This is a genomic window from Enterobacter cloacae complex sp. ECNIH7 (assembly GCF_002208095.1).
In the GTDB taxonomy this organism is placed as follows: Bacteria; Pseudomonadota; Gammaproteobacteria; order Enterobacterales; family Enterobacteriaceae; genus Enterobacter; species Enterobacter cloacae_M.
Genome location: NZ_CP017990.1, coordinates 251,366 through 276,169, shown reverse-complemented (window position 1 = coordinate 276,169; position 24,804 = coordinate 251,366). Strand labels below are relative to the sequence as shown.

General features: G+C 55.8%; 20 protein-coding genes, 1 tRNA gene, 3 rRNA genes and 1 riboswitch. Of the genes, 12 read left to right on the top strand and 12 right to left on the bottom strand.

Going from position 1 to position 24,804, the window contains the following annotated elements; all coding sequences use genetic code 11:
- Window positions 1–24: 24 nt before the first annotated feature.
- The 6 genes from aceB to WM95_RS01320 form a co-directional block, all read right to left on the bottom strand.
- A complete protein-coding gene (gene aceB, locus WM95_RS01345) occupies window positions 25–1,626 on the bottom strand; it encodes a malate synthase A (RefSeq protein WP_023309985.1) in 1,602 nt (533 codons plus the stop codon).
- A 270-nt stretch (window positions 1,627–1,896) separates the two neighbouring features.
- The gene (gene metA / locus WM95_RS01340; RefSeq protein WP_024906663.1) at window positions 1,897–2,826 is read right to left on the bottom strand and encodes a homoserine O-acetyltransferase MetA; all 930 of its coding nucleotides are present in this window, start codon (window positions 2,824–2,826) and stop codon (window positions 1,897–1,899) included.
- A 241-nt stretch (window positions 2,827–3,067) separates the two neighbouring features.
- Window positions 3,068–3,183, bottom strand: a 5S ribosomal RNA gene (gene rrf, locus WM95_RS01335).
- A 72-nt stretch (window positions 3,184–3,255) separates the two neighbouring features.
- Window positions 3,256–6,160: ribosomal RNA gene (locus WM95_RS01330) — 23S ribosomal RNA — on the bottom strand.
- 183 nt (window positions 6,161–6,343) lie between these two features.
- Window positions 6,344–6,419 (bottom strand) — tRNA-Glu (locus WM95_RS01325).
- Window positions 6,420–6,503: 84 nt separating this feature from the next.
- Window positions 6,504–8,045 (bottom strand): 16S ribosomal RNA (locus tag WM95_RS01320).
- The 16S, 23S and 5S rRNA genes sit together here with 1 tRNA gene alongside, the layout of an rRNA operon.
- Window positions 8,046–8,605: 560 nt before the next feature.
- Here WM95_RS01320 and purH point away from each other — a divergent pair.
- Both purH and purD read left to right on the top strand, forming a co-directional pair.
- On the top strand, window positions 8,606–10,195 hold the full coding sequence (gene purH / locus WM95_RS01310) for a bifunctional phosphoribosylaminoimidazolecarboxamide formyltransferase/IMP cyclohydrolase (protein ID WP_063409578.1): 1,590 nt from the start codon (window positions 8,606–8,608) through the stop codon (window positions 10,193–10,195).
- A gap of 15 nt (window positions 10,196–10,210) precedes the next feature.
- The gene (gene purD, locus WM95_RS01305; RefSeq protein WP_063409577.1) at window positions 10,211–11,503 is read left to right on the top strand and encodes a phosphoribosylamine--glycine ligase; all 1,293 of its coding nucleotides are present in this window, start codon (window positions 10,211–10,213) and stop codon (window positions 11,501–11,503) included.
- Window positions 11,504–11,550: 47 nt separating this feature from the next.
- Here the strand turns inward: purD and WM95_RS01300 are convergent, their stop codons facing one another.
- The 6 genes from WM95_RS01300 to nudC form a co-directional block, all read right to left on the bottom strand.
- The gene (locus WM95_RS01300) at window positions 11,551–12,243 is read right to left on the bottom strand and encodes a DUF1481 domain-containing protein (RefSeq protein ID WP_063409576.1); all 693 of its coding nucleotides are present in this window, start codon (window positions 12,241–12,243) and stop codon (window positions 11,551–11,553) included.
- 11 nt (window positions 12,244–12,254) lie between these two features.
- Window positions 12,255–12,527, bottom strand: coding sequence for a nucleoid-associated protein HU-alpha (gene hupA, locus WM95_RS01295; protein ID WP_002445246.1), 273 nt, complete (start codon window positions 12,525–12,527; stop codon window positions 12,255–12,257).
- A 186-nt stretch (window positions 12,528–12,713) separates the two neighbouring features.
- Complete coding sequence (locus tag WM95_RS01290; RefSeq protein WP_023309980.1) at window positions 12,714–13,304, bottom strand: YjaG family protein; 591 nt, start codon at window positions 13,302–13,304, stop codon at window positions 12,714–12,716.
- Between the two features lie 41 nt (window positions 13,305–13,345).
- Window positions 13,346–14,017 carry a deoxyribonuclease V gene (gene nfi, locus WM95_RS01285; protein WP_023309979.1) on the bottom strand — a complete coding sequence of 224 codons (672 nt, stop codon included), beginning with the start codon at window positions 14,015–14,017 and terminating at the stop codon, window positions 13,346–13,348.
- A gap of 9 nt (window positions 14,018–14,026) precedes the next feature.
- The gene (gene hemE, locus WM95_RS01280; RefSeq protein ID WP_059446346.1) at window positions 14,027–15,091 is read right to left on the bottom strand and encodes a uroporphyrinogen decarboxylase; all 1,065 of its coding nucleotides are present in this window, start codon (window positions 15,089–15,091) and stop codon (window positions 14,027–14,029) included.
- A 38-nt stretch (window positions 15,092–15,129) separates the two neighbouring features.
- Complete coding sequence (gene nudC / locus WM95_RS01275) at window positions 15,130–15,903, bottom strand: NAD(+) diphosphatase (RefSeq protein WP_045357738.1); 774 nt, start codon at window positions 15,901–15,903, stop codon at window positions 15,130–15,132.
- A gap of 95 nt (window positions 15,904–15,998) precedes the next feature.
- Between nudC and WM95_RS01270 the strand changes: the two genes are divergently transcribed.
- The 10 genes from WM95_RS01270 to WM95_RS01225 all read left to right on the top strand — a co-directional run bounded on the left by WM95_RS01270 (window position 15,999) and on the right by WM95_RS01225 (window position 24,784).
- Window positions 15,999–16,496 (top strand): Rsd/AlgQ family anti-sigma factor, encoded by a 498-nt coding sequence (locus WM95_RS01270; protein WP_023309976.1) that lies wholly within the window; start codon window positions 15,999–16,001, stop codon window positions 16,494–16,496.
- Window positions 16,497–16,550: 54 nt separating this feature from the next.
- Window positions 16,551–16,662, top strand: a riboswitch (TPP riboswitch).
- 78 nt (window positions 16,663–16,740) lie between these two features.
- Window positions 16,741–18,636, top strand: a complete 1,896-nt coding sequence (gene thiC / locus WM95_RS01265) for a phosphomethylpyrimidine synthase ThiC (protein ID WP_063409575.1) — start codon at window positions 16,741–16,743, stop codon at window positions 18,634–18,636.
- A complete protein-coding gene (gene thiE / locus WM95_RS01260) occupies window positions 18,636–19,277 on the top strand; it encodes a thiamine phosphate synthase (RefSeq protein WP_058841895.1) in 642 nt (213 codons plus the stop codon). The genes thiC and thiE overlap by 1 nt, the downstream gene beginning before the upstream one ends.
- Entirely contained in the window at window positions 19,264–20,019 is a 756-nt protein-coding gene (locus WM95_RS01255; RefSeq protein WP_023309973.1) for a HesA/MoeB/ThiF family protein, read from the top strand. Before thiE ends, WM95_RS01255 begins: the two co-directional genes overlap by 14 nt.
- Complete coding sequence (thiS, locus tag WM95_RS01250; RefSeq protein ID WP_063409574.1) at window positions 20,003–20,203, top strand: sulfur carrier protein ThiS; 201 nt, start codon at window positions 20,003–20,005, stop codon at window positions 20,201–20,203. The genes WM95_RS01255 and thiS overlap by 17 nt, the downstream gene beginning before the upstream one ends.
- 1 nt (window position 20,204) lies before the next feature.
- Complete coding sequence (thiG, locus tag WM95_RS01245; RefSeq protein WP_023334103.1) at window positions 20,205–20,975, top strand: thiazole synthase; 771 nt, start codon at window positions 20,205–20,207, stop codon at window positions 20,973–20,975.
- On the top strand, window positions 20,972–22,099 hold the full coding sequence (gene thiH / locus WM95_RS01240; RefSeq protein ID WP_047173781.1) for a 2-iminoacetate synthase ThiH: 1,128 nt from the start codon (window positions 20,972–20,974) through the stop codon (window positions 22,097–22,099). The genes thiG and thiH overlap by 4 nt, the downstream gene beginning before the upstream one ends.
- A 337-nt stretch (window positions 22,100–22,436) precedes the next feature.
- Window positions 22,437–23,978: a sensor domain-containing diguanylate cyclase gene (locus WM95_RS01235; protein WP_047173780.1), complete on the top strand. Its 1,542-nt coding sequence runs from the start codon at window positions 22,437–22,439 to the stop codon at window positions 23,976–23,978.
- A 180-nt stretch (window positions 23,979–24,158) separates the two neighbouring features.
- Window positions 24,159–24,467 carry a PTS sugar transporter subunit IIB gene (locus tag WM95_RS01230; protein ID WP_010425948.1) on the top strand — a complete coding sequence of 103 codons (309 nt, stop codon included), beginning with the start codon at window positions 24,159–24,161 and terminating at the stop codon, window positions 24,465–24,467.
- Window positions 24,467–24,784 (top strand): PTS lactose/cellobiose transporter subunit IIA, encoded by a 318-nt coding sequence (locus WM95_RS01225; protein ID WP_003862327.1) that lies wholly within the window; start codon window positions 24,467–24,469, stop codon window positions 24,782–24,784. Before WM95_RS01230 ends, WM95_RS01225 begins: the two co-directional genes overlap by 1 nt.
- The last annotated feature ends 20 nt before the right edge of the window (window positions 24,785–24,804 follow it).

Below are 24,804 nucleotides of genomic sequence, written 5' to 3'. Positions count from 1 at the left end.
TGCTCCATATTGTTATGCGGTGAGTTACGCCAGGAAGCGGTAGCCCGGCAGGGTCAGGAAGTCGATTAAGTCATCTGATGTGGTGATTTGCTCCATCAGGCGCGCAGCGTCGTCAAAACGTCCGCTGCTGAAGCGGTGTTCGCCCAGCTCGTCCTGGATCACCCGCATCTCTTCGGCCAGCATCTGGCGGAACAGAGATTTGGTCACCGGCTTGCCGTTGCTGAGCGTTTTTTGATGGTGGATCCACTGCCAGATGGAGGTACGTGAGATCTCCGCCGTCGCGGCATCTTCCATCAGGCCGTAGATAGGTACGCAGCCGTTGCCGGAGATCCACGCTTCGATGTACTGGACCGCGACGCGGATATTGGCACGCATGCCCTCTTCCGTACGCTCGCCCGCGCACGGTGCCAGCAGCTGTTCTTCAGCCGTTGGGGCATCGTCTTCACGCGTGACGAACAGCTGATTTTTATTGTCGCCGAGAACGCGGTTGAAGACCTCCATCGCCGTATCGGCCAGGCCGGGATGGGCAATCCACGTGCCGTCGTGACCGTTACGGGCTTCAAGCTCTTTATCGGCTTTCACCTTGTTGAGCACCTGATTGTTCCGCTCTGCGTCTTTGCTCGGGATAAAAGCCGCCATGCCGCCCATCGCAAAGGCGCCGCGCTTGTGGCAGGTTTTGATCAGCAGACGCGAGTAGGCGCTCAGGAACGGTTTATCCATGGTCACGACCTGGCGATCCGGCAGTACGCGATCGGGATAGTTTTTCAGGGTTTTGATGTAGCTGAAAATATAGTCCCAGCGTCCGCAGTTCAGGCCGACAATATGGTCGCGCAGGGCGTGCAGAATTTCATTCATCTGGAACACGGCAGGCAGCGTTTCAATCAGCAGGGTGGCCTTGATGGTACCGCGCGGCAGGTTGAAACGATCTTCCGCGTAGCTGAACACTTCGCTCCACCAGGCCGCTTCTTGCCAGGCCTGCGTTTTTGGCAGATAGAAATAAGGGCCGCTGCCTTTTGCCAGCAGATTCTTGTAGTTATGGAAGAAATAAAGCGCGAAATCAAACAGGCTGCCCGGAATGGCTTCCCCACGCCAGGTGACATGTTTTTCAGGCAGGTGCAGGCCGCGTACGCGACAGATCAGCACCGCCGGGTTCGGTTTGAGCTGGTAAATTTTGCCGGCTTCGTTGGTATAGCTGATGGTGCCGTTCACGGCGTCGCGCAGGTTGATCTGCCCCTCGATGACCTTACGCCAGTCAGGCGCCAGTGAGTCTTCAAAATCGGCCATAAAGACTTTAACGTTGGCGTTCATGGCGTTGATCACCATTTTGCGCTCTACCGGACCGGTGATCTCAACGCGACGATCCTGTAAATCTTCAGGGATGCCGCGGATTTTCCACTCACCGCGACGAATGGAAGCGGTTTCCGAAATGAAGCCAGGCAACTTGCCATCGTCAATTTCCTGCTGCTGATGAATGCGTGCCGCCAGCAGCTTATTACGCTGCGGCGTAAAGCGAGTCACCAGTTCAGTCAGAAATTCTACCGCTTCCGCTGTCAAAACCTGCTGTTCCTGTTCGCCATACGGCTGGGTAAAGGCCAGTTCATCGACCGTCGTTGCCTGTTGAGTCATTACTCTGCTCCTCATCAAAGATCCAAAATCACGCCCCCGATGCGAACGAAAGATCGTTGGGTAGTTTTCGCTCAGCAGAATTAAGACTATCTATATTTTTTCTAAAATCAAAAACAATTTCCATTTTAATGTAAATATAAAATTAATTATCTGATTTTATTGGGATTAAAGTTTTATTGAATGGTGAGCGACATTTCGAAAATAAAAAAGGCACCCGAAGGTGCCTGATTTGAATAGCTGAAACGCTTTAGGATCGTCTAGTGCAGAAGATTACTCCAGCGTCGGATTCATGTGACGCAGATCGTATGGCGTTATCTGGTAGACGTAATAGTTGAGCCAGTTAGTGAAAAGCAAATTCCCGTGGCTGCGCCAGGTTGCTCTCGGTTTGTTTTGCGGGTCGTCTTTCGGGAAATAGTTGTACGGTACATCCGGATTTAGACCCGCTTCGACATCACGGAAATACTCTGACGCAAGGGTATGCGGATCGTACTCAGGATGCCCGGTCACGAATGCAATGCGTTTATCCTTGCTGGCAAACAGATAAGCATCTCCATCTTCCGTTTCGGCCAGGATCTCCAGATCGGTGTAATCACGAATCAGCTGGGCCGGGAAATCGGCATAGCGAGAATGCGGGGCCAGGAAAGAGTCATCGAAACCGCGCGTCAGCAACGCGTGCGGGTGAAGAATGTGATGTTCGTATACGCCGGAGAGCTTTTCAGTACGGGTTTGCTTGGGGATGCCATAAAGAATATTCAGCGCGGCCTGTACCGCCCAACAGACAAACAATGTGGAGGTAACGTGATCTTTTGCCCACTCCAGAACCTGTTTGATCTGCGGCCAGTAAGCGACATCGTTAAATTCAACCAGACCGAGCGGCGCACCGGTCACGATCAGTCCGTCGAAGTTTTCCCCCTGAATGTCATCGAAGTTACAGTAGAAGTTGTTCAGATGCTCAGAAGGCGTGTTACGTGACTCACGGGCATCGATTCGCAGCAGCTGAATATCAACCTGCAGCGGGGAGTTCGACAGAAGACGCAGGAACTGGTTTTCTGTTTCGATCTTTTTTGGCATCAGATTGAGAATAAGCACCTTCAGCGGGCGAATTTCCTGACCTGTCGCACGCGAAGCCGTCATGACGAAGACGTTTTCTTCACGCAAGAAATTGACGGCTGGTAGCTCGTCCTGCACCCGAATCGGCATAACTTTATATCCTCACAGCATACGTATAAACGTTTAGACATCCAGACAGCTAACGATACCCAGAAATGGTTTGAATGTCGAGTCCGCAAGCAGAAGGTGAGAAAGTTTCAAGGAGGGGATGGTGCGGTTTGACTTGCCCGATGGCGCTGCGCTTACCGGGCCTACAAAGCCACTCGGCATGATTTCTGACGCACAAAGCAAAAAACCCCGCACCTTTCGGTACGGGGTTCTTCTATTTGATGCCTGGCAGTTCCCTACTCTCACATGGGGAGACCCCACACTACCATCGGCGCTACGGCGTTTCACTTCTGAGTTCGGCATGGGGTCAGGTGGGACCACCGCGCTAAAGCCGCCAGGCAAATTCTGTTAATCTGTATCAGGCTGAAATTTGATTGTTCTGTCTCTTCGCCAAAACAGCTTCGGCGTTGTAAGGTTAAGCCTCACGGTTCATTAGTATCGGTTAGCTCAACGCATCGCTGCGCTTACACACCCGACCTATCAACGTCGTCGTCTTCAACGTTCCTTCAGGACCCTTAAAGGGTCAGGGAGAACTCATCTCGGGGCAAGTTTCGTGCTTAGATGCTTTCAGCACTTATCTTTTCCGCATTTAGCTACCGGGCAGTGCCATTGGCATGACAACCCGAACACCAGTGATGCGTCCACTCCGGTCCTCTCGTACTAGGAGCAGCCCCCCTCAATTCTCCAGCGCCCACGGCAGATAGGGACCGAACTGTCTCACGACGTTCTAAACCCAGCTCGCGTACCACTTTAAATGGCGAACAGCCATACCCTTGGGACCTACTTCAGCCCCAGGATGTGATGAGCCGACATCGAGGTGCCAAACACCGCCGTCGATATGAACTCTTGGGCGGTATCAGCCTGTTATCCCCGGAGTACCTTTTATCCGTTGAGCGATGGCCCTTCCATTCAGAACCACCGGATCACTATGACCTGCTTTCGCACCTGCTCGAGCCGTCACTCTCGCAGTCAAGCTAGCTTATGCCATTGCACTAACCTCCTGATGTCCGACCAGGATTAGCTAACCTTCGTGCTCCTCCGTTACTCTTTGGGAGGAGACCGCCCCAGTCAAACTACCCACCAGACACTGTCCGCAACCCGGATCACGGGTCTACGTTAGAACACCAGCCATTAAAGGGTGGTATTTCAAGGATGGCTCCACGCAGACTGGCGTCCACGCTTCAAAGCCTCCCACCTATCCTACACATCAAGGACCAGTGTTCAGTGTCAAGCTATAGTAAAGGTTCACGGGGTCTTTCCGTCTTGCCGCGGGTACACTGCATCTTCACAGCGAGTTCAATTTCACTGAGTCTCGGGTGGAGACAGCCTGGCCATCATTACGCCATTCGTGCAGGTCGGAACTTACCCGACAAGGAATTTCGCTACCTTAGGACCGTTATAGTTACGGCCGCCGTTTACCGGGGCTTCGATCAAGAGCTTCGCGTTGCCGCTAACCCCATCAATTAACCTTCCGGCACCGGGCAGGCGTCACACCGTATACGTCCACTTTCGTGTTTGCACAGTGCTGTGTTTTTAATAAACAGTTGCAGCCAGCTGGTATCTTCGACTGATTTCAGCTCCACCCGCAGGGGCTTCACCTACATATCAGCGTGCCTTCTCCCGAAGTTACGGCACCATTTTGCCTAGTTCCTTCACCCGAGTTCTCTCAAGCGCCTTGGTATTCTCTACCTGACCACCTGTGTCGGTTTGGGGTACGATTTCGTGTTACCTGATGCTTAGAGGCTTTTCCTGGAAGCAGGGCATTTGTTACTTCAGCACCGTAGTGCCTCGTCATCACACCTCAGCGTTAAAAGGTACCGGATTTACCTGGAACCTCCGCCTACATGCTTAAACCGGGACAACCGTCGCCCGGCTAACATAGCCTTCTCCGTCCCCCCTTCGCAGTAACACCAAGTACAGGAATATTAACCTGTTTCCCATCGACTACGCCTTTCGGCCTCGCCTTAGGGGTCGACTCACCCTGCCCCGATTAACGTTGGACAGGAACCCTTGGTCTTCCGGCGAGCGGGCTTTTCACCCGCTTTATCGTTACTTATGTCAGCATTCGCACTTCTGATACCTCCAGCATGCCTCACAGCACACCTTCAACGGCTTACAGAACGCTCCCCTACCCAACAACGCATACGCGTCGCTGCCGCAGCTTCGGTGCATGGTTTAGCCCCGTTACATCTTCCGCGCAGGCCGACTCGACCAGTGAGCTATTACGCTTTCTTTAAATGATGGCTGCTTCTAAGCCAACATCCTGGCTGTCTGTGCCTTCCCACATCGTTTCCCACTTAACCATGACTTTGGGACCTTAGCTGGCGGTCTGGGTTGTTTCCCTCTTCACGACGGACGTTAGCACCCGCCGTGTGTCTCCCGTGATAACATTCTTCGGTATTCGTAGTTTGCATCGGGTTGGTAAGCCGGGATGGCCCCCTAGCCGAAACAGTGCTCTACCCCCGAAGATGAGTTCACGAGGCGCTACCTAAATAGCTTTCGGGGAGAACCAGCTATCTCCCGGTTTGATTGGCCTTTCACCCCCAGCCACAAGTCATCCGCTAATTTTTCAACATTAGTCGGTTCGGTCCTCCAGTTAGTGTTACCCAACCTTCAACCTGCCCATGGCTAGATCACCGGGTTTCGGGTCTATACCCTGCAACTTAACGCCCAGTTAAGACTCGGTTTCCCTTCGGCTCCCCTATACGGTTAACCTTGCTACAGAATATAAGTCGCTGACCCATTATACAAAAGGTACGCAGTCACACCACGAAGGTGCTCCCACTGCTTGTACGTACACGGTTTCAGGTTCTTTTTCACTCCCCTCGCCGGGGTTCTTTTCGCCTTTCCCTCACGGTACTGGTTCACTATCGGTCAGTCAGGAGTATTTAGCCTTGGAGGATGGTCCCCCCATATTCAGACAGGATACCACGTGTCCCGCCCTACTCTTCGAGTTCACAGCCTGTGTGCTTTCGTGTACGGGACTGTCACCCTGTACCGTGCGACTTTCCAGACGCTTCCACTAACACACAAGCTGATTCAGACTCTGGGCTGCTCCCCGTTCGCTCGCCGCTACTGAGGGAATCTCGGTTGATTTCTTTTCCTCGGGGTACTTAGATGTTTCAGTTCCCCCGGTTCGCCTCGTTAACCTATGTATTCAGTTAACGATAGTGCAACGAATTGCACTGGGTTTCCCCATTCGGACATCGCCGGGTCAAAGGTTCATATCACCTCGCCGGCGCTTTTCGCAGATTAGCACGTCCTTCATCGCCTCTGACTGCCAGGGCATCCACCGTGTACGCTTAGTCGCTTAACCTCACAACCCGAAGATGTTTCACTTCTGATTGCGAAAATTTGAGAGACTCGAACACACCATTTAAGATGTGTCGTTTCAATTTTCAGCTTGATCCAGATTTTTAAAGAGCAAATATCTCAAACGTCACCCGAAGATGAGTTTTGAGATATGACGGCCGGTGACTTTCACTCACGAACCAGCAAGTGGCGTCCCCTAGGGGATTCGAACCCCTGTTACCGCCGTGAAAGGGCGGTGTCCTGGGCCTCTAGACGAAGGGGACGTAAAGTCTCAATCGCAAGACGCCTTGCTATTTACTTTTCATCAGACAATCTGTGTGGACACTACAAAGGCAGGTTCTTTAAGGTAAGGAGGTGATCCAACCGCAGGTTCCCCTACGGTTACCTTGTTACGACTTCACCCCAGTCATGAATCACAAAGTGGTAAGCGCCCTCCCGAAGGTTAAGCTACCTACTTCTTTTGCAACCCACTCCCATGGTGTGACGGGCGGTGTGTACAAGGCCCGGGAACGTATTCACCGTAGCATTCTGATCTACGATTACTAGCGATTCCGACTTCATGGAGTCGAGTTGCAGACTCCAATCCGGACTACGACGCACTTTATGAGGTCCGCTTGCTCTCGCGAGGTCGCTTCTCTTTGTATGCGCCATTGTAGCACGTGTGTAGCCCTACTCGTAAGGGCCATGATGACTTGACGTCATCCCCACCTTCCTCCAGTTTATCACTGGCAGTCTCCTTTGAGTTCCCGGCCGGACCGCTGGCAACAAAGGATAAGGGTTGCGCTCGTTGCGGGACTTAACCCAACATTTCACAACACGAGCTGACGACAGCCATGCAGCACCTGTCTCAGAGTTCCCGAAGGCACCAAAGCATCTCTGCTAAGTTCTCTGGATGTCAAGAGTAGGTAAGGTTCTTCGCGTTGCATCGAATTAAACCACATGCTCCACCGCTTGTGCGGGCCCCCGTCAATTCATTTGAGTTTTAACCTTGCGGCCGTACTCCCCAGGCGGTCGACTTAACGCGTTAGCTCCGGAAGCCACGCCTCAAGGGCACAACCTCCAAGTCGACATCGTTTACGGCGTGGACTACCAGGGTATCTAATCCTGTTTGCTCCCCACGCTTTCGCACCTGAGCGTCAGTCTTTGTCCAGGGGGCCGCCTTCGCCACCGGTATTCCTCCAGATCTCTACGCATTTCACCGCTACACCTGGAATTCTACCCCCCTCTACAAGACTCTAGCCTGCCAGTTTCGAATGCAGTTCCCAGGTTGAGCCCGGGGATTTCACATCCGACTTGACAGACCGCCTGCGTGCGCTTTACGCCCAGTAATTCCGATTAACGCTTGCACCCTCCGTATTACCGCGGCTGCTGGCACGGAGTTAGCCGGTGCTTCTTCTGCGGGTAACGTCAATTGCTGAGGTTATTAGCCTCAGCACCTTCCTCCCCGCTGAAAGTACTTTACAACCCGAAGGCCTTCTTCATACACGCGGCATGGCTGCATCAGGCTTGCGCCCATTGTGCAATATTCCCCACTGCTGCCTCCCGTAGGAGTCTGGACCGTGTCTCAGTTCCAGTGTGGCTGGTCATCCTCTCAGACCAGCTAGGGATCGTCGCCTAGGTGAGCCGTTACCCCACCTACTAGCTAATCCCATCTGGGCACATCTGATGGCAAGAGGCCCGAAGGTCCCCCTCTTTGGTCTTGCGACGTTATGCGGTATTAGCTACCGTTTCCAGTAGTTATCCCCCTCCATCAGGCAGTTTCCCAGACATTACTCACCCGTCCGCCGCTCGCCGGCAAAGTAGCAAGCTACTTTCCGCTGCCGCTCGACTTGCATGTGTTAGGCCTGCCGCCAGCGTTCAATCTGAGCCATGATCAAACTCTTCAATTTAAGTTTGATGCTCGTGAATTAAACTTCGTAATGAATTACGTATGTTCACTCAGAGACTTGGTATTCATTTTTCGTCTTGCGACGTTAAGAATCCATGTCACTTTGAGTGCCCACACAGATTGTCTGATAAATTGTTAAAGAGCAGTGCAACGCGGCTTTCGCTCACCGTTGCGAGGTGGCGTATATTACGCTTTCCTCTTTCAGAGTCAATCCGTTATTTCAGGATTTTTTCTCTTCAACCGACCGGGCTGTTTGTGAAGTGATTCACATCCGCCGTGTCGATGGAGGCGCATTATAGGGAGTTCTCAGCAGGCCGCAACCGCTAAATGTCAGAAAAATGACTGACTGCTGCATTCCACAGCAAAACCCCGCCTTATACCTTTTTACACACAGACTTATCCACAATGATACGAAAAAGTGAAAATGTGCGAGCGTTGCGCAAACGTTTTCGTTAAAATGCTCGCGCTTAATAAGGATGCCCCGTCAGGTGTGTTAGATGAGTTTTTCGCAGGAAAATTCATCTAACGCTCTCTGTAATCGTGAAATCCAGGGGATTTACCATGCAACAACGTCGTCCAGTCCGCCGCGCTCTGCTCAGTGTTTCTGATAAAGCCGGTATCGTCGAATTCGCTCAGGCACTTTCCGCACGCGGTGTGGAGCTGCTTTCTACAGGCGGTACCGCTCGCCTGTTAGCAGATAAAGGTCTGCCGGTAACCGAAGTGTCCGATTACACCGGTTTCCCGGAAATGATGGATGGACGCGTCAAAACCCTGCATCCGAAAGTGCACGGTGGTATTCTTGGCCGTCGCGGTCAGGACGACGCCATTATGGAACAGTATGACATCGCGCCAATCGACATGGTTGTCGTTAACCTCTACCCGTTTGCCCAGACCGTAGCCCGCGAAAACTGTTCTCTGGAAGATGCCGTAGAGAATATTGATATCGGCGGCCCAACCATGGTGCGCTCCGCGGCCAAGAACCATAAAGATGTGGCCATCGTCGTAAAGAGCAGCGATTACGAAACCATTATTAATGAGATGGATGCCAACGAAGGGTCACTGACTCTGGAAACGCGTTTCGACCTCGCCATCAAAGCCTTCGAGCACACCGCGGCGTACGACAGCATGATCGCCAACTACTTCGGTAGCCTGGTGCCTGCTTACCACAGTGAAAGCAAAAATCCTTCTGGCCGTTTCCCGCGCACCCTGAATCTGAACTTCATTAAGAAGCAGGATATGCGTTACGGCGAGAACAGCCACCAGCAGGCAGCCTTCTATATAGAAGAAGAGGTAAAAGAAGCCTCTGTTGCGACCGCTCAGCAGGTTCAGGGCAAAGCGCTCTCCTATAACAACATTGCTGACACCGACGCCGCGCTGGAATGCGTGAAAGAGTTCAGCGAGCCGGCCTGCGTTATCGTCAAGCATGCGAACCCATGCGGTGTTGCGGTAAGCACCTCTATTCTGGACGCCTACGATCGCGCCTACAAAACCGACCCGACCTCCGCGTTCGGCGGCATTATCGCCTTCAACCGCGAGCTGGATGCTGAAACCGCGCAGGCCATCATCTCCCGCCAGTTCGTTGAAGTGATCATCGCGCCATCGGCATCCGAAGAGGCGCTGAAAATCACCGCGGCGAAACAGAACGTACGCGTGCTGGTTTGCGGCCAGTGGGCAGAACGCGTGCCGGGCCTGGACTTCAAGCGTGTGAACGGCGGCCTGCTGGTTCAGGACCGCGATCTGGGTATGGTGACAGAAGCCGACCTGCGCGTGGTAACCAAACGTCAACCGACCGAACAGGAACTGCGTGACGCTCTGTTCTGCTGGAAGGTCGCGAAGTTCGTCAAATCCAACGCCATCGTCTACGCCAAAGAAAACATGACTATCGGGATAGGCGCAGGCCAGATGAGCCGCGTTTACTCCGCGAAAATCGCGGGCATTAAAGCAGGTGACGAAGGTCTGGAAGTAAAAGGCTCCGCCATGGCTTCTGACGCCTTCTTCCCGTTCCGTGACGGTATCGACGCGGCGGCTGCAGTGGGCATCACCTGTGTGATCCAGCCTGGCGGCTCAATTCGCGACGACGAAGTGATTGCCGCTGCCGACGAACATGGCATTGCAATGATCTTCACCGACATGCGCCACTTCCGCCATTAATTCCCGGAGCAGAAAATGAAAGTATTAGTTATTGGTAACGGCGGACGCGAGCACGCTCTGGCGTGGAAAGCGGCGCAGTCTCCGCTGGTGAAAACAGTCTTCGTAGCACCGGGCAACGCCGGAACCGCGCTGGAACCCGCGCTGCAAAACGTGGCTATTGGCGTAACCGATATTCCTGCGCTGCTGAGCTTTGCCCAGAGCGAGAAAATCGATCTGACCATCGTCGGCCCGGAAGCGCCGCTGGTGATTGGCGTGGTGGATGCGTTCCGCGCGGCGGGCATGACAATCTTCGGGCCAACGGAAGGCGCCGCGCAGCTGGAAGGCTCCAAAGCCTTCACCAAAGATTTCCTCGCGCGTCACAACATCCCGACGGCGGAATATCAGAACTTCACCGAAGTGGAGCCAGCCCTGGCCTATCTGCGTGAAAAAGGCGCGCCGATTGTCATCAAGGCCGACGGTCTGGCTGCTGGTAAAGGCGTTATCGTCGCGATGACCCTCGAGGAAGCAGAAGCCGCGGTTCAGGATATGCTGGCGGGCAACGCCTTTGGCGATGCGGGCCACCGCATCGTGATCGAAGAGTTCCTCGACGGTGAAGAAGCGAGCTTTATCGTGATGGTCGACGGCGAGCACGTTCTGCCGATGGCCACTAGCCAGGATCACAAGCGTGTGGGTAATGGCGATACCGGCCCGAATACTGGCGGAATGGGCGCTTACTCCCCTGCTCCGGTAGTGACTGACGAAGTCCACCAGCGCACCATGGATCGCATCATTTGGCCAACCGTGAAAGGGATGGCGGCGGAAGGCAACACCTACACCGGTTTCCTCTATGCGGGTCTGATGATCGACAAGCAGGGCAATCCTAAGGTCATCGAATTCAACTGCCGCTTTGGCGATCCGGAAACGCAGCCCATCATGCTGCGCATGAAATCCGATCTGGTGGAACTGTGTCTGGCAGCCTGCGAAGGCAAGCTCGACGAGAAAACCTCAGAGTGGGACGAGCGTGCGTCTCTGGGCGTGGTGATTGCTGCAGGTGGTTATCCGGGCAACTACAACACCGGGGATGAAATCCACGGCCTGCCGCTGGAAGAGATTGAAGGTGCGAAGGTGTTCCATGCGGGTACGAAGCTGGCTGACGACGATCGCGTCCTCACCAACGGCGGACGCGTGCTGTGTGCAACCGCGCTGGGCCATACTGTGGCAGAAGCGCAGAAACGCGCCTACGCGCTGATGGCGGATATTCACTGGAACGGCAGCTTTAGCCGTCAGGATATCGGTTATCGCGCGATTGCGCGTGAGCAGGGAGAGTAATTTCCCGCTCACCCTAACCCTCTCCCTCAAGGGAGAGGGGATTTAAATCAAAAACTTTTTTCCGTCGGCTGCCAGGTGCAGAAGTCTTCGTTCGCCACCAGCAGCAGCTGAGAGCCTTCCGGCGCTTCCAGCCACGCCACACTCACCTCCATTGATGAATGACGCTGACGACGTTGTATGTGTTCGGTTGCCCAGGATTCGAGCTCAGGCTTGACCGTCTGTCCTTCGCAGGTTGTCACCATCCCATCGGCATGCCAGCGCCCCTGGCGCAGCACAACGCGTCCCAGACGAAGCGCATCGCTGGTCTGGCGGATTTGTTCGGCACGATAGCGGTAGAGGGCGATTTGATCGCTGGAAAGCTGCTGTTTTTGACCGCTGACTTCGCGCTGCATAAAGCTCAGCTCGCCATGGTCGTCAAAACGCACTTTCACGTGTTCGGGGGTCTTGCTGTAGACGTTCAGTTCAATCAGCGACAGGTCATCTCCCTGCCAGCGATATTCCGCAGTCGACGTATTGCCGTTATGCCACGGGCTGAAGGCAGAAAGCAGATGCACTTCGCCGCCGGAATCTTTGCGCCAGATCCTGACCGCACCCTGGTTGTCCGCGTAACCGCTGGCGGTAAACGGCGGCAGAGAGGTGTCGTGGCTGCAGGCTGACAACAGCAGCATGCCTGCCAGCGCGAGCGTTCCACGCCAGAAAGACAAAAGGGGCGTTACCGCCCCTTCGCTAAAACTGTTCACTGCCACGCGTCTTACTTAACAGCGTCTTTCAGTGCTTTACCAGAAACAAATGCCGGCACGTTAGCTGCGGCGATTTTGATTTCTTTACCGGTCTGCGGGTTGCGGCCAGTACGCTCAGCGCGGTGGTTCACTTTGAAGGTACCGAAACCAACCAGTTGCACAGCATCGCCTTCTTTCAGAGACTCAGTAATAGCAGCCAGGGTAGATTCCAGAGCAGCTTTAGCCTGCACTTTAGACAGATCAGCCTTGTCCGCAATTACATCAATCAGTTGAGTCTTGTTCATAAGTTATCCTTTCAATGTGTTTATCGCTTGCTAAGCATCGAGTGCGACGAAAATGCCAAAAAAGCACTCTCCTGCATACACGCACCGATAGCCACTTTTTTTCGCCCCCCAAATGTAGACCAGACAAGGGGCGAAAGGGAAGAGTCGAGGAGCGACAAAACGGGCGTTATCTCAAGTTTTATTGTCTCATTGGTTAAAAATTATACCAATATTGCTCTCACCAGCCTCTCGTAAGTCCGCGCGCAGCCCTTTTATCAGCTCAATATCGCGTTCTTCACACTCTGCCAGCAGGCGGAAAATTTCCCACTGAATGTCCCATTCTTGCTCAACCGCCGGGTTTGCACGCAGCTCTTCGTCGGTCATCTCGCGGCCTTCCTGGGTCATTTCCAGCATCGCGACGGTCGTAATAGATGCCTTACTGACTTCAATTGCGTGCTCCAGCGTTTCACCGCTCAGACGGGAGTGGAGCAGTTCGCTTAACGCCACGCAGGCGTCAATCGCCGGGTAGACACCGTACAGGTCAAAATCATCCGCAGCCGGAATCGCCTCTTCCAGCTTTTCCAGCTGGGAGTCGAAGTTCACCTTCGCGTCTTTCACCGTCAGCGTTTCCCAGATCAGATCCAGAATGCGGCGGTAGATATGGCCATCACCAAAGCCCGTCTCCTTACAGAACGCGGCATAGTTGGGATACATGCGCTCGCACAGGCAAGCCATAAACGTCACGTGCTGCCAGCTTTCAAGTTTCTCAAGGCGCAGGTGAATCGGGTTTTGTAGCATGATGATCTCTCGAATCGAAAATTAGGCGCAGTTTACCTGAATCATCGCTGAATTTCCTGCCAACGAACAAAAGCCGGACGCGAAGAGGCCACGGCGTCTGCCCAGCGCGTCGGCTCCGGCAAGCGGTAGCCCTTCATGCAGCGCTGCACCCACGCCAGGGCGCTGTCCATGCTCACCCGGTGCCCGGTGGCGATAAAGAGCGGGTTACAGCGCGCCTTGCTGCGCCAGACCCACGCTAGCTGCTCGCCTTTATGGATAAGCGGCGCCAGCGCGCCCGGTTCGGCAGAAAGAGGTTCAAACGCGCCGCACAGGCGTTTCTTGGCGACGCCAATGGTCGGCACATCCACCAGCAGCCCAAAATGGCTGGCAACGCCTAAACGGCGCGGGTGTGAGATACCGTGTCCATCGACAAACAGCAGGTCAGGTTTTTGCGAGAGTTGCTCCCACGCTGCCAGCAGCGCGGGATATTCGCGGAAGGAGAGAAAGCCCGGAATGTACGGCATGGTGGTCGCGATACGCGCTACCTTGTACTCCACCAGCTCAAGCGAAGGGTATTTCAGTACCACCATCGCCGCTCGCGTCACTTCCCCACCCTGCTCGAATCCGACGTCTGCTCCGCCAATGTACTGCGGAGGATCTTTATCCAGACGATCCTCGCGGATCACCGATGAGGCCAGTTCGATTTGTTGAGCGCGTAGCGACGCGAGATCCATAATCACTCCTTACTGGTGATACTGGGCAGAAAGCCGATGCACCGCCTCCACAAATACGCCTGCGTGTTCTGGCGGCACATCCTGATGAATGCCGTGGCCGAGGTTAAAGACGTGGCCTTCCCCCTGGCCGAAACCAGACAGTATAGTCGACACTTCTTCTTCAATGCGGGCTGGCGGCGCATAGAGCATGGACGGGTCCATATTGCCCTGCAGCGCCACTTTGTCGCCTACGCGACGGCGCGCATCGGCGATATCGGTGGTCCAGTCGAGGCCCAGCGCGTCGCAGCCGGTTGCCGCCATCGCTTCCAGCCACTGACCGCCACCTTTGGTGAACAGCGTCACCGGCACGCGGCGGCCTTCGTTTTCACGCAGCAGGCCATCAACGATTTTGTGCATGTAGTACAGGGAGAACTGCTGATAATCGCGCCCGGTCAGCACGCCGCCCCAGGTATCGAAAATCATCACCGACTGCGCACCGGCCTTAATCTGCGCGTTCAGATAGAGGGTGACGCTCTTCGCCAGCTTGTCGAGCAGCGCATGCAGGGCCAGCGGCTCGGCGTACATCATCTTTTTAATCATGGTAAAGGCTTTGCTGCTGCCCCCTTCAACCATATAGGTCGCCAGCGTCCACGGGCTGCCGGAGAAGCCAATCAGCGGCACTTCACCTTTCAGCTCGCGGCGAATGGTGCGCACGGCGTTCATCACGTAGCCCAGCTCGCCTTCCGGATCGGGGATCGGCAGCTTATCCACGTCGGCTTTGCTTTTGATTGGGGAGGTGAAACGCGGGCCTTCGCCGGTTTCGAAGTACAGGCCAAGGCCCATTGCATCCGGAATGGTCAGAATATCCGAGAAGAGGATCGCGGCATCCAGCGGGAAGCGGCGCAGCGGCTGGAGCGTCACTTCACAGGCCAGCTCGGCGTTTTTGCACAGCGACATAAAATCGCCCGCCTGCGCGCGCGTGGCTTTGTACTCCGGGAGATAGCGTCCCGCCTGGCGCATCATCCACACCGGGGTGACATCAACGGGCTGGCGCAGCAGCGCACGCAGATAACGATCGTTCTTCAGTTCGGTCATTTTTGCAGTTCCTTAAGCGTCATGGCCTCAGTGTAACACTACTCATACTCGGCCCGACACATCGCCACGGTATCTTCTATCAGGCGACGCGCCACGGTGCCCGGCGGAGGCAACAGCGGTAGATCGTCGTAGCGATACCAGTTCGCGTCCAGAAGCTCTTTCTGGTCGATAACGATCTCGCCGCTGTCGTATTCGGCCATAAATGCCGTCATCAGCGACTGCGGGAACGGCCACGGCTGGGAGGTGACGTAGCGCAGGTTCTTCACTTTGATCCCACTCTCCTCCATCACCTCGCGCGCCACCGCCTGCTCCAGCGTTTCGCCCACCTCGACGAAGCCGGCCAGCACGGTGTGAATGCCGTTGCGATGGCGGGTATGCTGCGCCAGCAGGATGGAATCCTCCCGGCGGATAGCGACGATAATGCACGGCGCAATCTGCGGATAGTAGCGTTCGCGGCAGTGGCTGCAGAGCATCGCCCACTCGGTTTTGCTCGGGCGCATGGTATGACCGCAGTAGCCGCAGTATTTATGCGAGCGGTAAAACTCGGCCAGCTGCACGCCGCGCCCCGCCAGCTGGAACAGCCCTACGTCCAGATCCAGCACCTGGCGCACCGATCCCATATCCTGGCGGCGGGGCTGTTGGATCAACCACACGGGCTCACCCTGCCACTCGCCGATCTGTAGCGCTGGCTGTCCAACGAGATCGAACGCTTCAGCTGCACCGTAGGGGATTTCCCCGGCAGGAAGCCATAATTTTTGTTCGTGACTGACGATCCACCAACCAAGATCTGATTTTTCAATAATACGATCCATATCTATTGCACTACCTTCGCTTCACTGACATGTTGTTAGCATTGTGGTTACATTCTGGATAAGCAGATTCAATCCTACATTTTGCGGAGTCGACCATGTTAAACCAGCTGCAAAGCCTGACTGAGCGCGTTAGAGGAAATAACAAACTGGTGGATCGCTGGCTACATGTACGCAAGCATCTACTCGTGGCTTATTACAATCTGGTCGGTATTAAGCCTGGCAAAGAATCGTTTATGCGACTGAACGAAAAAGCGCTGGATGATTTTTGTCAGGGCCTGGTCGACTATCTGTCCGACGGCCATTTCAATATTTATGAACGCATTATCCGCGAAATGGAAGGGACAACGCCGTATTTAGCGGCCAGCAAGCTCTATCCGCTTCTGGAAGCCAACACCCAGCAGATCATGGATTACTATGATTCCGCGCTCGAGAACGCTATCGACCACGATAACTATCTTGAATTTCAGCAGGCGCTATCCGACCTCGGCGAAGCGCTGGAAGAGCGATTCACGCTGGAAGATAAGCTGATCGCCCTCGTGCTGGACAACGATTTGAACATCAGTAACGAAGAGAACGTCGCGCGCCCTGCTTGAGTTCTTCATCGTTAACGAGTAATTTACAACCATTCGCCCCTCTCACGAGGGGGATTTTTCTTGTCGGAGTGCCCAGCGCCTGAAAGCGCGGGCTGAGACCGTTAATTCGGGATCCGCGGAACCTGATCAGGCTAATACCTGCGAAGGGAACAAGAGTCACACTGCTGTTGTATCGCCTGAGGGCGATCCTCTCTTGCTTCATCCGTCGTCTGACAAGCCATGTCCTTCACTTTTGGAATGAGCTATGTCTACTGCAAAACTGACCCGCCGCGAACAGCGCGCACAGGCCCAACACTTCATCGACACGCTGGAAGGCACCGCTTTCCCGAACTCGAAACGCATCTACATTTCCGGCTCGCAGGCCGATATCCGCGTCCCAATGCGCGAAATTCAGCTCAGCCCGACGCTTATCGGCGGCAGCAAAGATAACCCGCAGTACGAAGACAACGAAGCCGTGCCGGTGTATGACACCTCCGGCCCGTACGGGGATCCCTCTGTTACTATCAACGTCCAGCAGGGTCTGGCAAAGCTGCGCCAGCCGTGGATTGACGCGCGTAACGACTGCGAAGAGCTGAACGTCCTGAGTTCTGCATACACTAAAGAGCGCCTGGCCGACGACGGTCTGGACGAGCTGCGCTTTACCGGCCTGCTGACGCCAAAACGCGCTAAGGCGGGCAAATGCGTGACCCAGCTGCACTACGCGCGCCAGGGCATCGTCACGCCGGAGATGGAGTTCATCGCCATCCGCGAAAACATGGGTCGCGAGCGCATCCGTAGCGAAGTGCTGCGCTATCAGCATCCGGGTGAAGGCTTTGGCGCTCGCCTGCCGGAGAACATCACGCCGGAGTTTGTGCGTGACGAAGTGGCCGCCGGGCGCGCAATTATCCCTGCCAACATCAACCACCCGGAATCCGAGCCGATGATTATCGGCCGCAACTTCCTGGTGAAGGTCAACGCGAACATCGGTAACTCGGCCGTCACCTCCTCCATCGAAGAAGAGGTGGAAAAGCTGGTCTGGTCCACGCGCTGGGGTGCGGACACGGTAATGGACCTCTCCACTGGACGCTATATTCACGAAACCCGCGAATGGATCCTGCGTAACAGCCCGGTACCAATTGGCACCGTCCCGATTTATCAGGCGCTGGAAAAGGTCAACGGCATTGCCGAAGACCTCACCTGGGAAGCGTTCCGCGACACGCTGCTGGAGCAGGCCGAGCAGGGCGTGGACTACTTCACCATTCACGCGGGCGTGCTGCTGCGCTACGTGCCGATGACCGCGAAGCGTCTGACCGGCATCGTCTCGCGCGGCGGTTCCATCATGGCGAAGTGGTGCCTGTCACATCATCAGGAAAACTTCCTCTACGAGCACTTCCGCGAAATTTGCGAAATCTGCGCCGCGTACGATGTCTCTCTGTCGCTGGGCGATGGCCTGCGTCCGGGCTCTATTCGCGACGCGAACGACGAAGCGCAGTTTGCCGAGCTGCACACGCTGGGTGAGCTGACCAAAATCGCCTGGGAGTATGACGTGCAGGTGATGATTGAAGGTCCGGGCCACGTGCCGATGCAGATGATCCGCCGCAACATGACCGAGGAGCTGGAGCACTGCCACGAAGCACCGTTCTACACCCTGGGGCCGTTGACTACCGATATTGCGCCGGGCTATGACCACTTCACGTCGGGCATTGGGGCGGCGATGATCGGCTGGTTCGGCTGCGCCATGCTCTGCTACGTGACGCCGAAAGAGCACCTCGGCCTGCCAAACAAAGAGGATGTGAAGCAGGGGCTGATCACCTACAAAATTGCCGCCCACGCGGCTGATCTGGCCAAAGGCCACCCGGGCGCGCAAATCCGCGATAACGCCATGTCGAAGGCGCGCTTCGAATTCCGCTGGGAAGACCAGTTCAACCTGGCGCTGGACCCGTTCACCGCCCGCGCCTATCACGACGAGACCCTGCCGCAGGAGTCAGGCAAAGTCGCGCACTTCTGCTCTATGTGCGGACCGAAGTTCTGCTCGATGAAAATCAGCCAGGAGGTGCGCGACTACGCCGCCGCGCAAACCATTGAAGTGGGTATGGCGGACATGTCTGAGACCTTCCGCGCCAAAGGCGGCGAAATCTACCTCAAAAAAGAGGAGGCGTAATGTATAAGCCCGATTTCCCGCCCGTCCCCTACCGTTTAGGGCTCTATCCGGTGGTGGACAGCGTGGAGTGGATAGAGCGCCTGCTGGAGACAGGCGTTCGAACGATCCAGCTGCGCATCAAGGATAAACGCGACGACGAGGTAGAAGCCGATGTGGTTGCCGCCATCGCGCTGGGGCGTCGGCATAACGCCCGTCTGTTTATCAACGACTACTGGCGGCTGGCCGTTAAGCACCAGGCGTACGGCGTGCATCTGGGTCAGGAGGATCTGGAAACAACGGATCTGAGCGCTATCCGCGAAGCCGGGTTGCGTCTTGGCGTGTCAACGCACGATGACATGGAGATCGACGTGGCGCTGGCGGCCCGTCCTTCTTACATCGCGCTGGGTCACGTCTTCCCGACGCAAACCAAGCAGATGCCCTCCGCACCGCAGGGGCTGACGCAGCTGGCGAGTCACGTTAAACGCCTTGCCGATTACCCCACCGTCGCCATCGGTGGAATCAGTCTTGAACGCGCCCCGGCGGTGCTGGAGACCGGCGTCGGCAGTATCGCCGTCGTCAGCGCCATCACCCAGGCCGCAGACTGGCGTCTCGCCACCGAACAGCTGTTACAGCTGGCAGGAGCGGGTGATGAACGATCGTGATTTTATGCGCTACAGCCGTCAGATCCTGCTGGAAGATATCGCCATCGACGGGCAGCAAAAGCTGCTCGCCAGCCGGGTGTTAATTGTCGGTCTGGGCGGGTTAGGCGCGCCCGCCGCGCTTTATCTGGCAGGCGCAGGTATCGGTACGCTGGTGCTGGCCGACGACGACGAGGTTCACCTTAGCAACCTGCAGCGACAAATCCTCTTTACCACCGAGGATATCAACCAGCCGAAAGCGCAAATTACCCGGCAGCGCCTGAACCAGCTCAACCCGGATATTGAGCTGATTGCCCTGCAGGACCGGCTCAGCGGTGACAATCTGCGCCGTGAGGTCGCCCTGGCCGACGTGGTGCTGGACTGCACGGACAACATGGCGACGCGCCAGGCGATTAACGCCGCCTGCGTGGCAAATAATACGCCGCTTATCACGGCCAGCGCGGTGGGTTTCGGCGGGCAGATGATGGTCCTGACCCCGCCGTGGTCGCAGGGCTGCTATCGCTGCCTGTGGCCGGATGATGCAGAGCCAGCGCGCAACTGCCGTACGGCGGGCATTCTTGGTCCGGTGGTCGGCGTAATGGGCACAATGCAGGCGCTGGAGGCCATCAAGCTGCTCAGCGGCATGGAGACGGAACGCAATACGCTGCGGCTGTTCGATGCCCGCTCCAGCGGCTGGCGCCATCTGGCATTACACCGCGCCAGCCGCTGCCCGGTATGCGGAGGCCGCGATGCGCATTCTGTTTAACGATGAGCCGATGAGATGCGACGACGGTCTCACCGTTGCGGTACTGCTCGACAAGCTGCGCCAGCTCAAGCCGGGAACGGCGCTGGCGCTCAATCAACAGATCCTGCCGCGCGAGCAGTGGGAAAACCAGCAGGTCAATGAAGGCGACCAGATCCTGCTGTTTCAGGTTATCGCAGGGGGCTGAGATGTTACGTATTGCCGATAAAGTCTTTGATTCACATCTGTTTACCGGAACCGGAAAATTCGCCTCGCCGCAGCTGATGGTGGATGCCATTCGCGAAAGCGGCAGCCAGCTGGTGACGCTGGCGCTCAAGCGCGTGGATCTGCGTCATCACAGCGACGCCATTCTGGCGCCTTTACTGGAGGCTGGCGTCACGCTGCTGCCCAACACCTCCGGTGCCAAAACAGCCGAAGAGGCGATTTTTGCCGCGCAGCTGGCCCGCGAGGCGCTCGGCACCCGCTGGCTGAAGCTGGAAATTCATCCTGACGCCCGCTGGCTGCTGCCCGACCCCATCGAAACGCTGAAAGCGGCTGAAAAGCTGGTGCAGCAAGGGTTTACCGTCCTGCCTTACTGCGGCGCCGACCCTGTCCTGTGCAAACGGCTGGAAGAGGTCGGCTGCGCCGCCGTCATGCCACTGGGCGCCCCCATTGGCTCCAACCAGGGGCTGGAAACCCGCGCGATGCTGGAAATCATTATTGAGCAGGCTACCGTACCGGTGGTGGTTGATGCGGGCATTGGCGTGCCCAGCCATGCCGCGCAGGCGCTGGAGATGGGCGCCGACGCGGTACTGGTCAATACGGCCATCGCGGTTGCCGACGATCCGGTCATGATGGCGCGTGCGTTCCGCATGGCCGTAGAGGCTGGCCTGCTGGCAAGGGAGTCCGGTCCTGGCTCGCGCAGTTTCCAGGCGCAGGCCACCAGCCCGCTGACCGGTTTTCTGGAGGCGATCTCATGAGCACGTTTACCGAGCGCTGGCGCCAGCTTAACTGGGACGACATTGCCCTTCGCATCAACAGCAAAACGGCGGCTGACGTGGAGCGCGCGCTGAATGCCCGCCATCTGACCCGCGAGGATCTGATGGCTCTGCTCTCCCCGGCGGCCAGCGCGTACCTCGAACCGATGGCCCAGCGAGCACAGCGGCTCACCCGCCAGCGTTTTGGCAACACGGTGAGCTTCTACGTGCCGCTCTATCTCTCAAACCTGTGCGCCAATGACTGCACCTACTGCGGTTTTTCCATGAGCAACCGCATCAAGCGTAAAACGCTCGATGAAGATGAGATTGCCCGTGAGTGTGCGGCCATTCGTGAAATGGGTTTTGAACATCTTCTGCTGGTCACGGGCGAACATCAGGGAAAGGTGGGAATGGACTATTTCCGTCAGCACCTTCCCGCCATTCGCCGTCAGTTTGCATCGCTGCAGATGGAAGTACAGCCTCTCGCGCAGGAGGAGTACGCGGAGCTCAAAACCCTCGGGCTGGACGGGGTCATGGTCTATCAGGAAACCTACCACGAGGCGACGTACGCCCGGCACCACCTGAAGGGCAAGAAACAGGATTTCTTTTTCCGGCTGGAAACGCCGGACAGGCTGGGTCGTGCGGGCATCGACAAAATCGGCCTGGGTGCGCTGATCGGGCTCTCTGACAGCTGGCGGGTGGATTGTTACATGGTGGCGGAACATTTGCTGTGGCTTCAGCAGCACTACTGGCAGAGCCGTTATTCCATCTCCTTCCCGCGCCTGAGACCCTGCGCGGGCGGGATTGAACCGGCTTCGCTGATGGATGAACGCCAGCTGGTGCAGACCATCTGTGCGTTTCGCCTGCTCGCCCCGGAAGTTGAATTATCGCTCTCAACGCGTGAATCCCCGGCGTTTCGCGATCGCGTTATCCCGCTTGCGATTAACAACGTCAGCGCGTTTTCCAAAACGCAGCCTGGCGGCTACGCTGACGATCGTCCGGAGCTGGAGCAGTTTGTGCCGCATGACGGGCGACGTCCGGAAGCGGTCGCCGCAGCGCTGACGGCCCAGGGTCTTCAGCCTGTCTGGAAAGACTGGGACAGCTGGCTGGGAAGAGTCTCGCAATGACGCTGAAACGTACTGCAACGCTATAAAAAATTGTCGAGGCGCTACGAAAAGGCAAAACCGGATGGTTGTCAGCGATCGTCCGGTTTTTTATTGTCACACGGTCAGCAACGGATGCTGACCAGGGCGAAAAGCTTCTTCCTCGTTTCGCCCTGCCTCTGGTTCATTGCACAAACGGCTCCTGACAAGTTGAATAAGTATTTTCTTAATGGTTCTTAAGATAAATCATCCCACCAGAAATCGTGTGCCGTATAATTCACCGCTAACCGCAGGACAGCGACTATGCTGAGAGGATATCGGCAGACGAAAAGTATTCACCATCAGGAACGATGTACAGCTCATGGCACTTCACAGCAAAAAGCTCTCTTTTACCCGGCCAATCATGCTCAGCTTTGCGGGGATCCTCTGCAGTTTTGCGGTGATCGCGATCGCGGTAACGCTTTCGCAACGAAAGGATTTTCTTGAGGATTATCATCAGATCAACAGCAATTTCACGCACAACCTGGCGGTGAACTACACCGAATCTATCCTGCGTGAAAACGACTATATCCTGGGCCGTTCCGCGATGTACTTTGCCCGCGACGACAGGCTCAACGAGACGCTCAACGTCAACCCGACGCAGGGGCTGCAGATGATGATGCATTTGCAGAACCTGATGCCGACCGTCTCCTCCATCTCGCTGGCGGACACGCAGGGGCATTATCTTCGCGCGCCGGAAGTGCTCCCCACGGAGACGAGTAAAACCTTCGATCCCCGGACACGCCCGTGGTTCGTCGCTCAGGCGGAAGCCAGTATCTTCAGTCACTATACCCGTCCCTATATGGACTACTTCACTGGCCATCCGACTGTGACACTCTATAAACCTTTGATTTCGCCTGAAGGGAGACTGAAGGGAACGCTCGCTTTCCATCTCGATTTGACGTCTATGGGCTTCACCCTGCGCCAGATGGTGGCGCCCGTTCAGGGGGAATTCTTCGTCGTCGAACGCGACGGCGCCGTGGTGCTGCATCCGGATACCGGCGCGCTGTTCAAACAGTACGTGAGCGAAGCGCTGATGGACAAAATGACCAGCGGCGAAGGTCATCTTTACGACAAGAAAAGCAACGCCTGGTATTACTACTACTCGTTTACCAACCCGGACTGGTTTGTCATCTACCGGGTATCCGGTGCGACGCTCACCGATATCACCCGCCACGAAACGACGATCGTTGGCTGGGGGTTTGCGCTGGCCGCCATCATCATCATCCTCTTCGGCTTATACCTCCGCCACGCCTCGCGTTCAGTGCTGATGCACATTATCAATGCCATCAAAACTGGCGATGTTAGCGAGGCACCGCGCCTGGAAGCGATGTTGAGCCATACTATCCAGTCCAACAAAGAGCGTGAGATGGCCTATGTGCGCCAGGCCACTCACGATGCGCTGACGGGCTGTAAAAACCGCCGCGCGTTCGACAGCGATGTCGCGGAGCTGCTGAATGCCCAGCAGCCTTTCGCGATGGCGCTGGTTGACATCGATAACTTCAAGTCGATTAACGACACGCTGGGCCACCTGACCGGTGATATTGTTCTGCGCAACGTGGCCCGCGAAGGGATCCAGATCATGCAGCCACATCACGTCTCGCTTTACCGGTACGGTGGAGAAGAGTTTGCGGTAATTTTCCAGGCTGAGCAGATGACGTCTGCGCTCTCATTGCTGGAAGCCTGGCGTACCGCAGTTGAAAAACGCGTCTGGCGAGAAGAAAACCTGCGGGTTACGTTCAGCGGCGGTCTTGGGGAGTGGCATTTTGAACCGCTGGAGCAATTTGTCGGAAGCGTTGATAACGCCCTCTATAGCGCCAAACAGCAGGGCAAAAACCGCATTAACCGAACGTCCATCAGCTAATCCTCCCTCTTTCACCCTGCCCGTTTCCACGGGCCGGGTGCCCGACAATGTAAAATTGTAACCGGTTTCAGAAAATCACCGGTTTCTTTGTGATGCCTGACACACAATCGCGGTAAACCGGTTGTTGAAGCGCTCTGCACGGGATAATTATCAATAAACACATGTAGATCGAGGCTGATTATGAAGAACATCGTTTTATGCTGTGCAGCGGGAATGTCAACCAGCATGCTGGTTCAACGTATGAAAGACGCCGCACAGAAAAAAGGGGTTGAAGTCACCATTAAAGCCGTTCCGGTTGCGGAGTTTAAAGACAACATCGCGACGGCCGACATCGTATTGCTGGGGCCACAGGTTAAATACGAGCAGGCTAAACTCCAGGCGCAGGCCGACCCGTTGGGTAAAAAGGTCGCGGTGATCGACATGATGGATTACGGCATGATGAAAGGTGATGCCGTACTGGAAAAAGCGCTCAAACTTCTGGAGTCATAATGGAAGACTTAGAAACCACGATTATGGAACTGCTGGTCAACGCGGGCGCGGCGCGCAGTGCAGCCCTGACGGCGTTGCAGATGGCGCGTAAAGGTGATTTTGACGAAGCTGAAAAAGCGATGGAAGAGTCGCGTGAATATGTGAAGCATGCGCACACTATACAGACGCAGCTTATCGGTCTTGATGAGGGGACCGGGAAGCTTCCGGTTAACCTGATCACCGTCCACTCGCAGGATCACCTGATGAACGCCATGGTCATTCAGGATCTGGCGGGCGATATGATTGAGCTTTATCGTCGGATCCCGTTGGTGAATTGAATACATGCAGATGTAAAAAA

Excerpts from the sequence above, each read along its gene's own strand:
- WM95_RS01255 (WP_023309973.1), top strand. The coding sequence starts at position 19,264 with ATGAACGATCGTGATTTTATGCGCTACAGCCGTCAGATCCTGCTGGAA.
- WM95_RS01270 (WP_023309976.1), top strand. The coding sequence starts at position 15,999 with ATGTTAAACCAGCTGCAAAGCCTGACTGAGCGCGTTAGAGGAAATAAC.
- WM95_RS01230 (WP_010425948.1), top strand. The coding sequence starts at position 24,159 with ATGAAGAACATCGTTTTATGCTGTGCAGCGGGAATGTCAACCAGCATG.
- metA (WP_024906663.1), bottom strand. The coding sequence starts at position 2,826 with ATGCCGATTCGGGTGCAGGACGAGCTACCAGCCGTCAATTTCTTGCGT.
- thiE (WP_058841895.1), top strand. The coding sequence starts at position 18,636 with ATGTATAAGCCCGATTTCCCGCCCGTCCCCTACCGTTTAGGGCTCTAT.
- purH (WP_063409578.1), top strand. The coding sequence starts at position 8,606 with ATGCAACAACGTCGTCCAGTCCGCCGCGCTCTGCTCAGTGTTTCTGAT.
- aceB (WP_023309985.1), bottom strand. The coding sequence starts at position 1,626 with ATGACTCAACAGGCAACGACGGTCGATGAACTGGCCTTTACCCAGCCG.
- WM95_RS01235 (WP_047173780.1), top strand. The coding sequence starts at position 22,437 with ATGGCACTTCACAGCAAAAAGCTCTCTTTTACCCGGCCAATCATGCTC.
- hupA (WP_002445246.1), bottom strand. The coding sequence starts at position 12,527 with ATGAACAAGACTCAACTGATTGATGTAATTGCGGACAAGGCTGATCTG.
- purD (WP_063409577.1), top strand. The coding sequence starts at position 10,211 with ATGAAAGTATTAGTTATTGGTAACGGCGGACGCGAGCACGCTCTGGCG.
- thiS (WP_063409574.1), top strand. The coding sequence starts at position 20,003 with ATGCGCATTCTGTTTAACGATGAGCCGATGAGATGCGACGACGGTCTC.
- thiH (WP_047173781.1), top strand. The coding sequence starts at position 20,972 with ATGAGCACGTTTACCGAGCGCTGGCGCCAGCTTAACTGGGACGACATT.
- WM95_RS01290 (WP_023309980.1), bottom strand. The coding sequence starts at position 13,304 with ATGCTACAAAACCCGATTCACCTGCGCCTTGAGAAACTTGAAAGCTGG.
- thiC (WP_063409575.1), top strand. The coding sequence starts at position 16,741 with ATGTCTACTGCAAAACTGACCCGCCGCGAACAGCGCGCACAGGCCCAA.
- nudC (WP_045357738.1), bottom strand. The coding sequence starts at position 15,903 with ATGGATCGTATTATTGAAAAATCAGATCTTGGTTGGTGGATCGTCAGT.
- hemE (WP_059446346.1), bottom strand. The coding sequence starts at position 15,091 with ATGACCGAACTGAAGAACGATCGTTATCTGCGTGCGCTGCTGCGCCAG.
- thiG (WP_023334103.1), top strand. The coding sequence starts at position 20,205 with ATGTTACGTATTGCCGATAAAGTCTTTGATTCACATCTGTTTACCGGA.
- WM95_RS01225 (WP_003862327.1), top strand. The coding sequence starts at position 24,467 with ATGGAAGACTTAGAAACCACGATTATGGAACTGCTGGTCAACGCGGGC.
- nfi (WP_023309979.1), bottom strand. The coding sequence starts at position 14,017 with ATGGATCTCGCGTCGCTACGCGCTCAACAAATCGAACTGGCCTCATCG.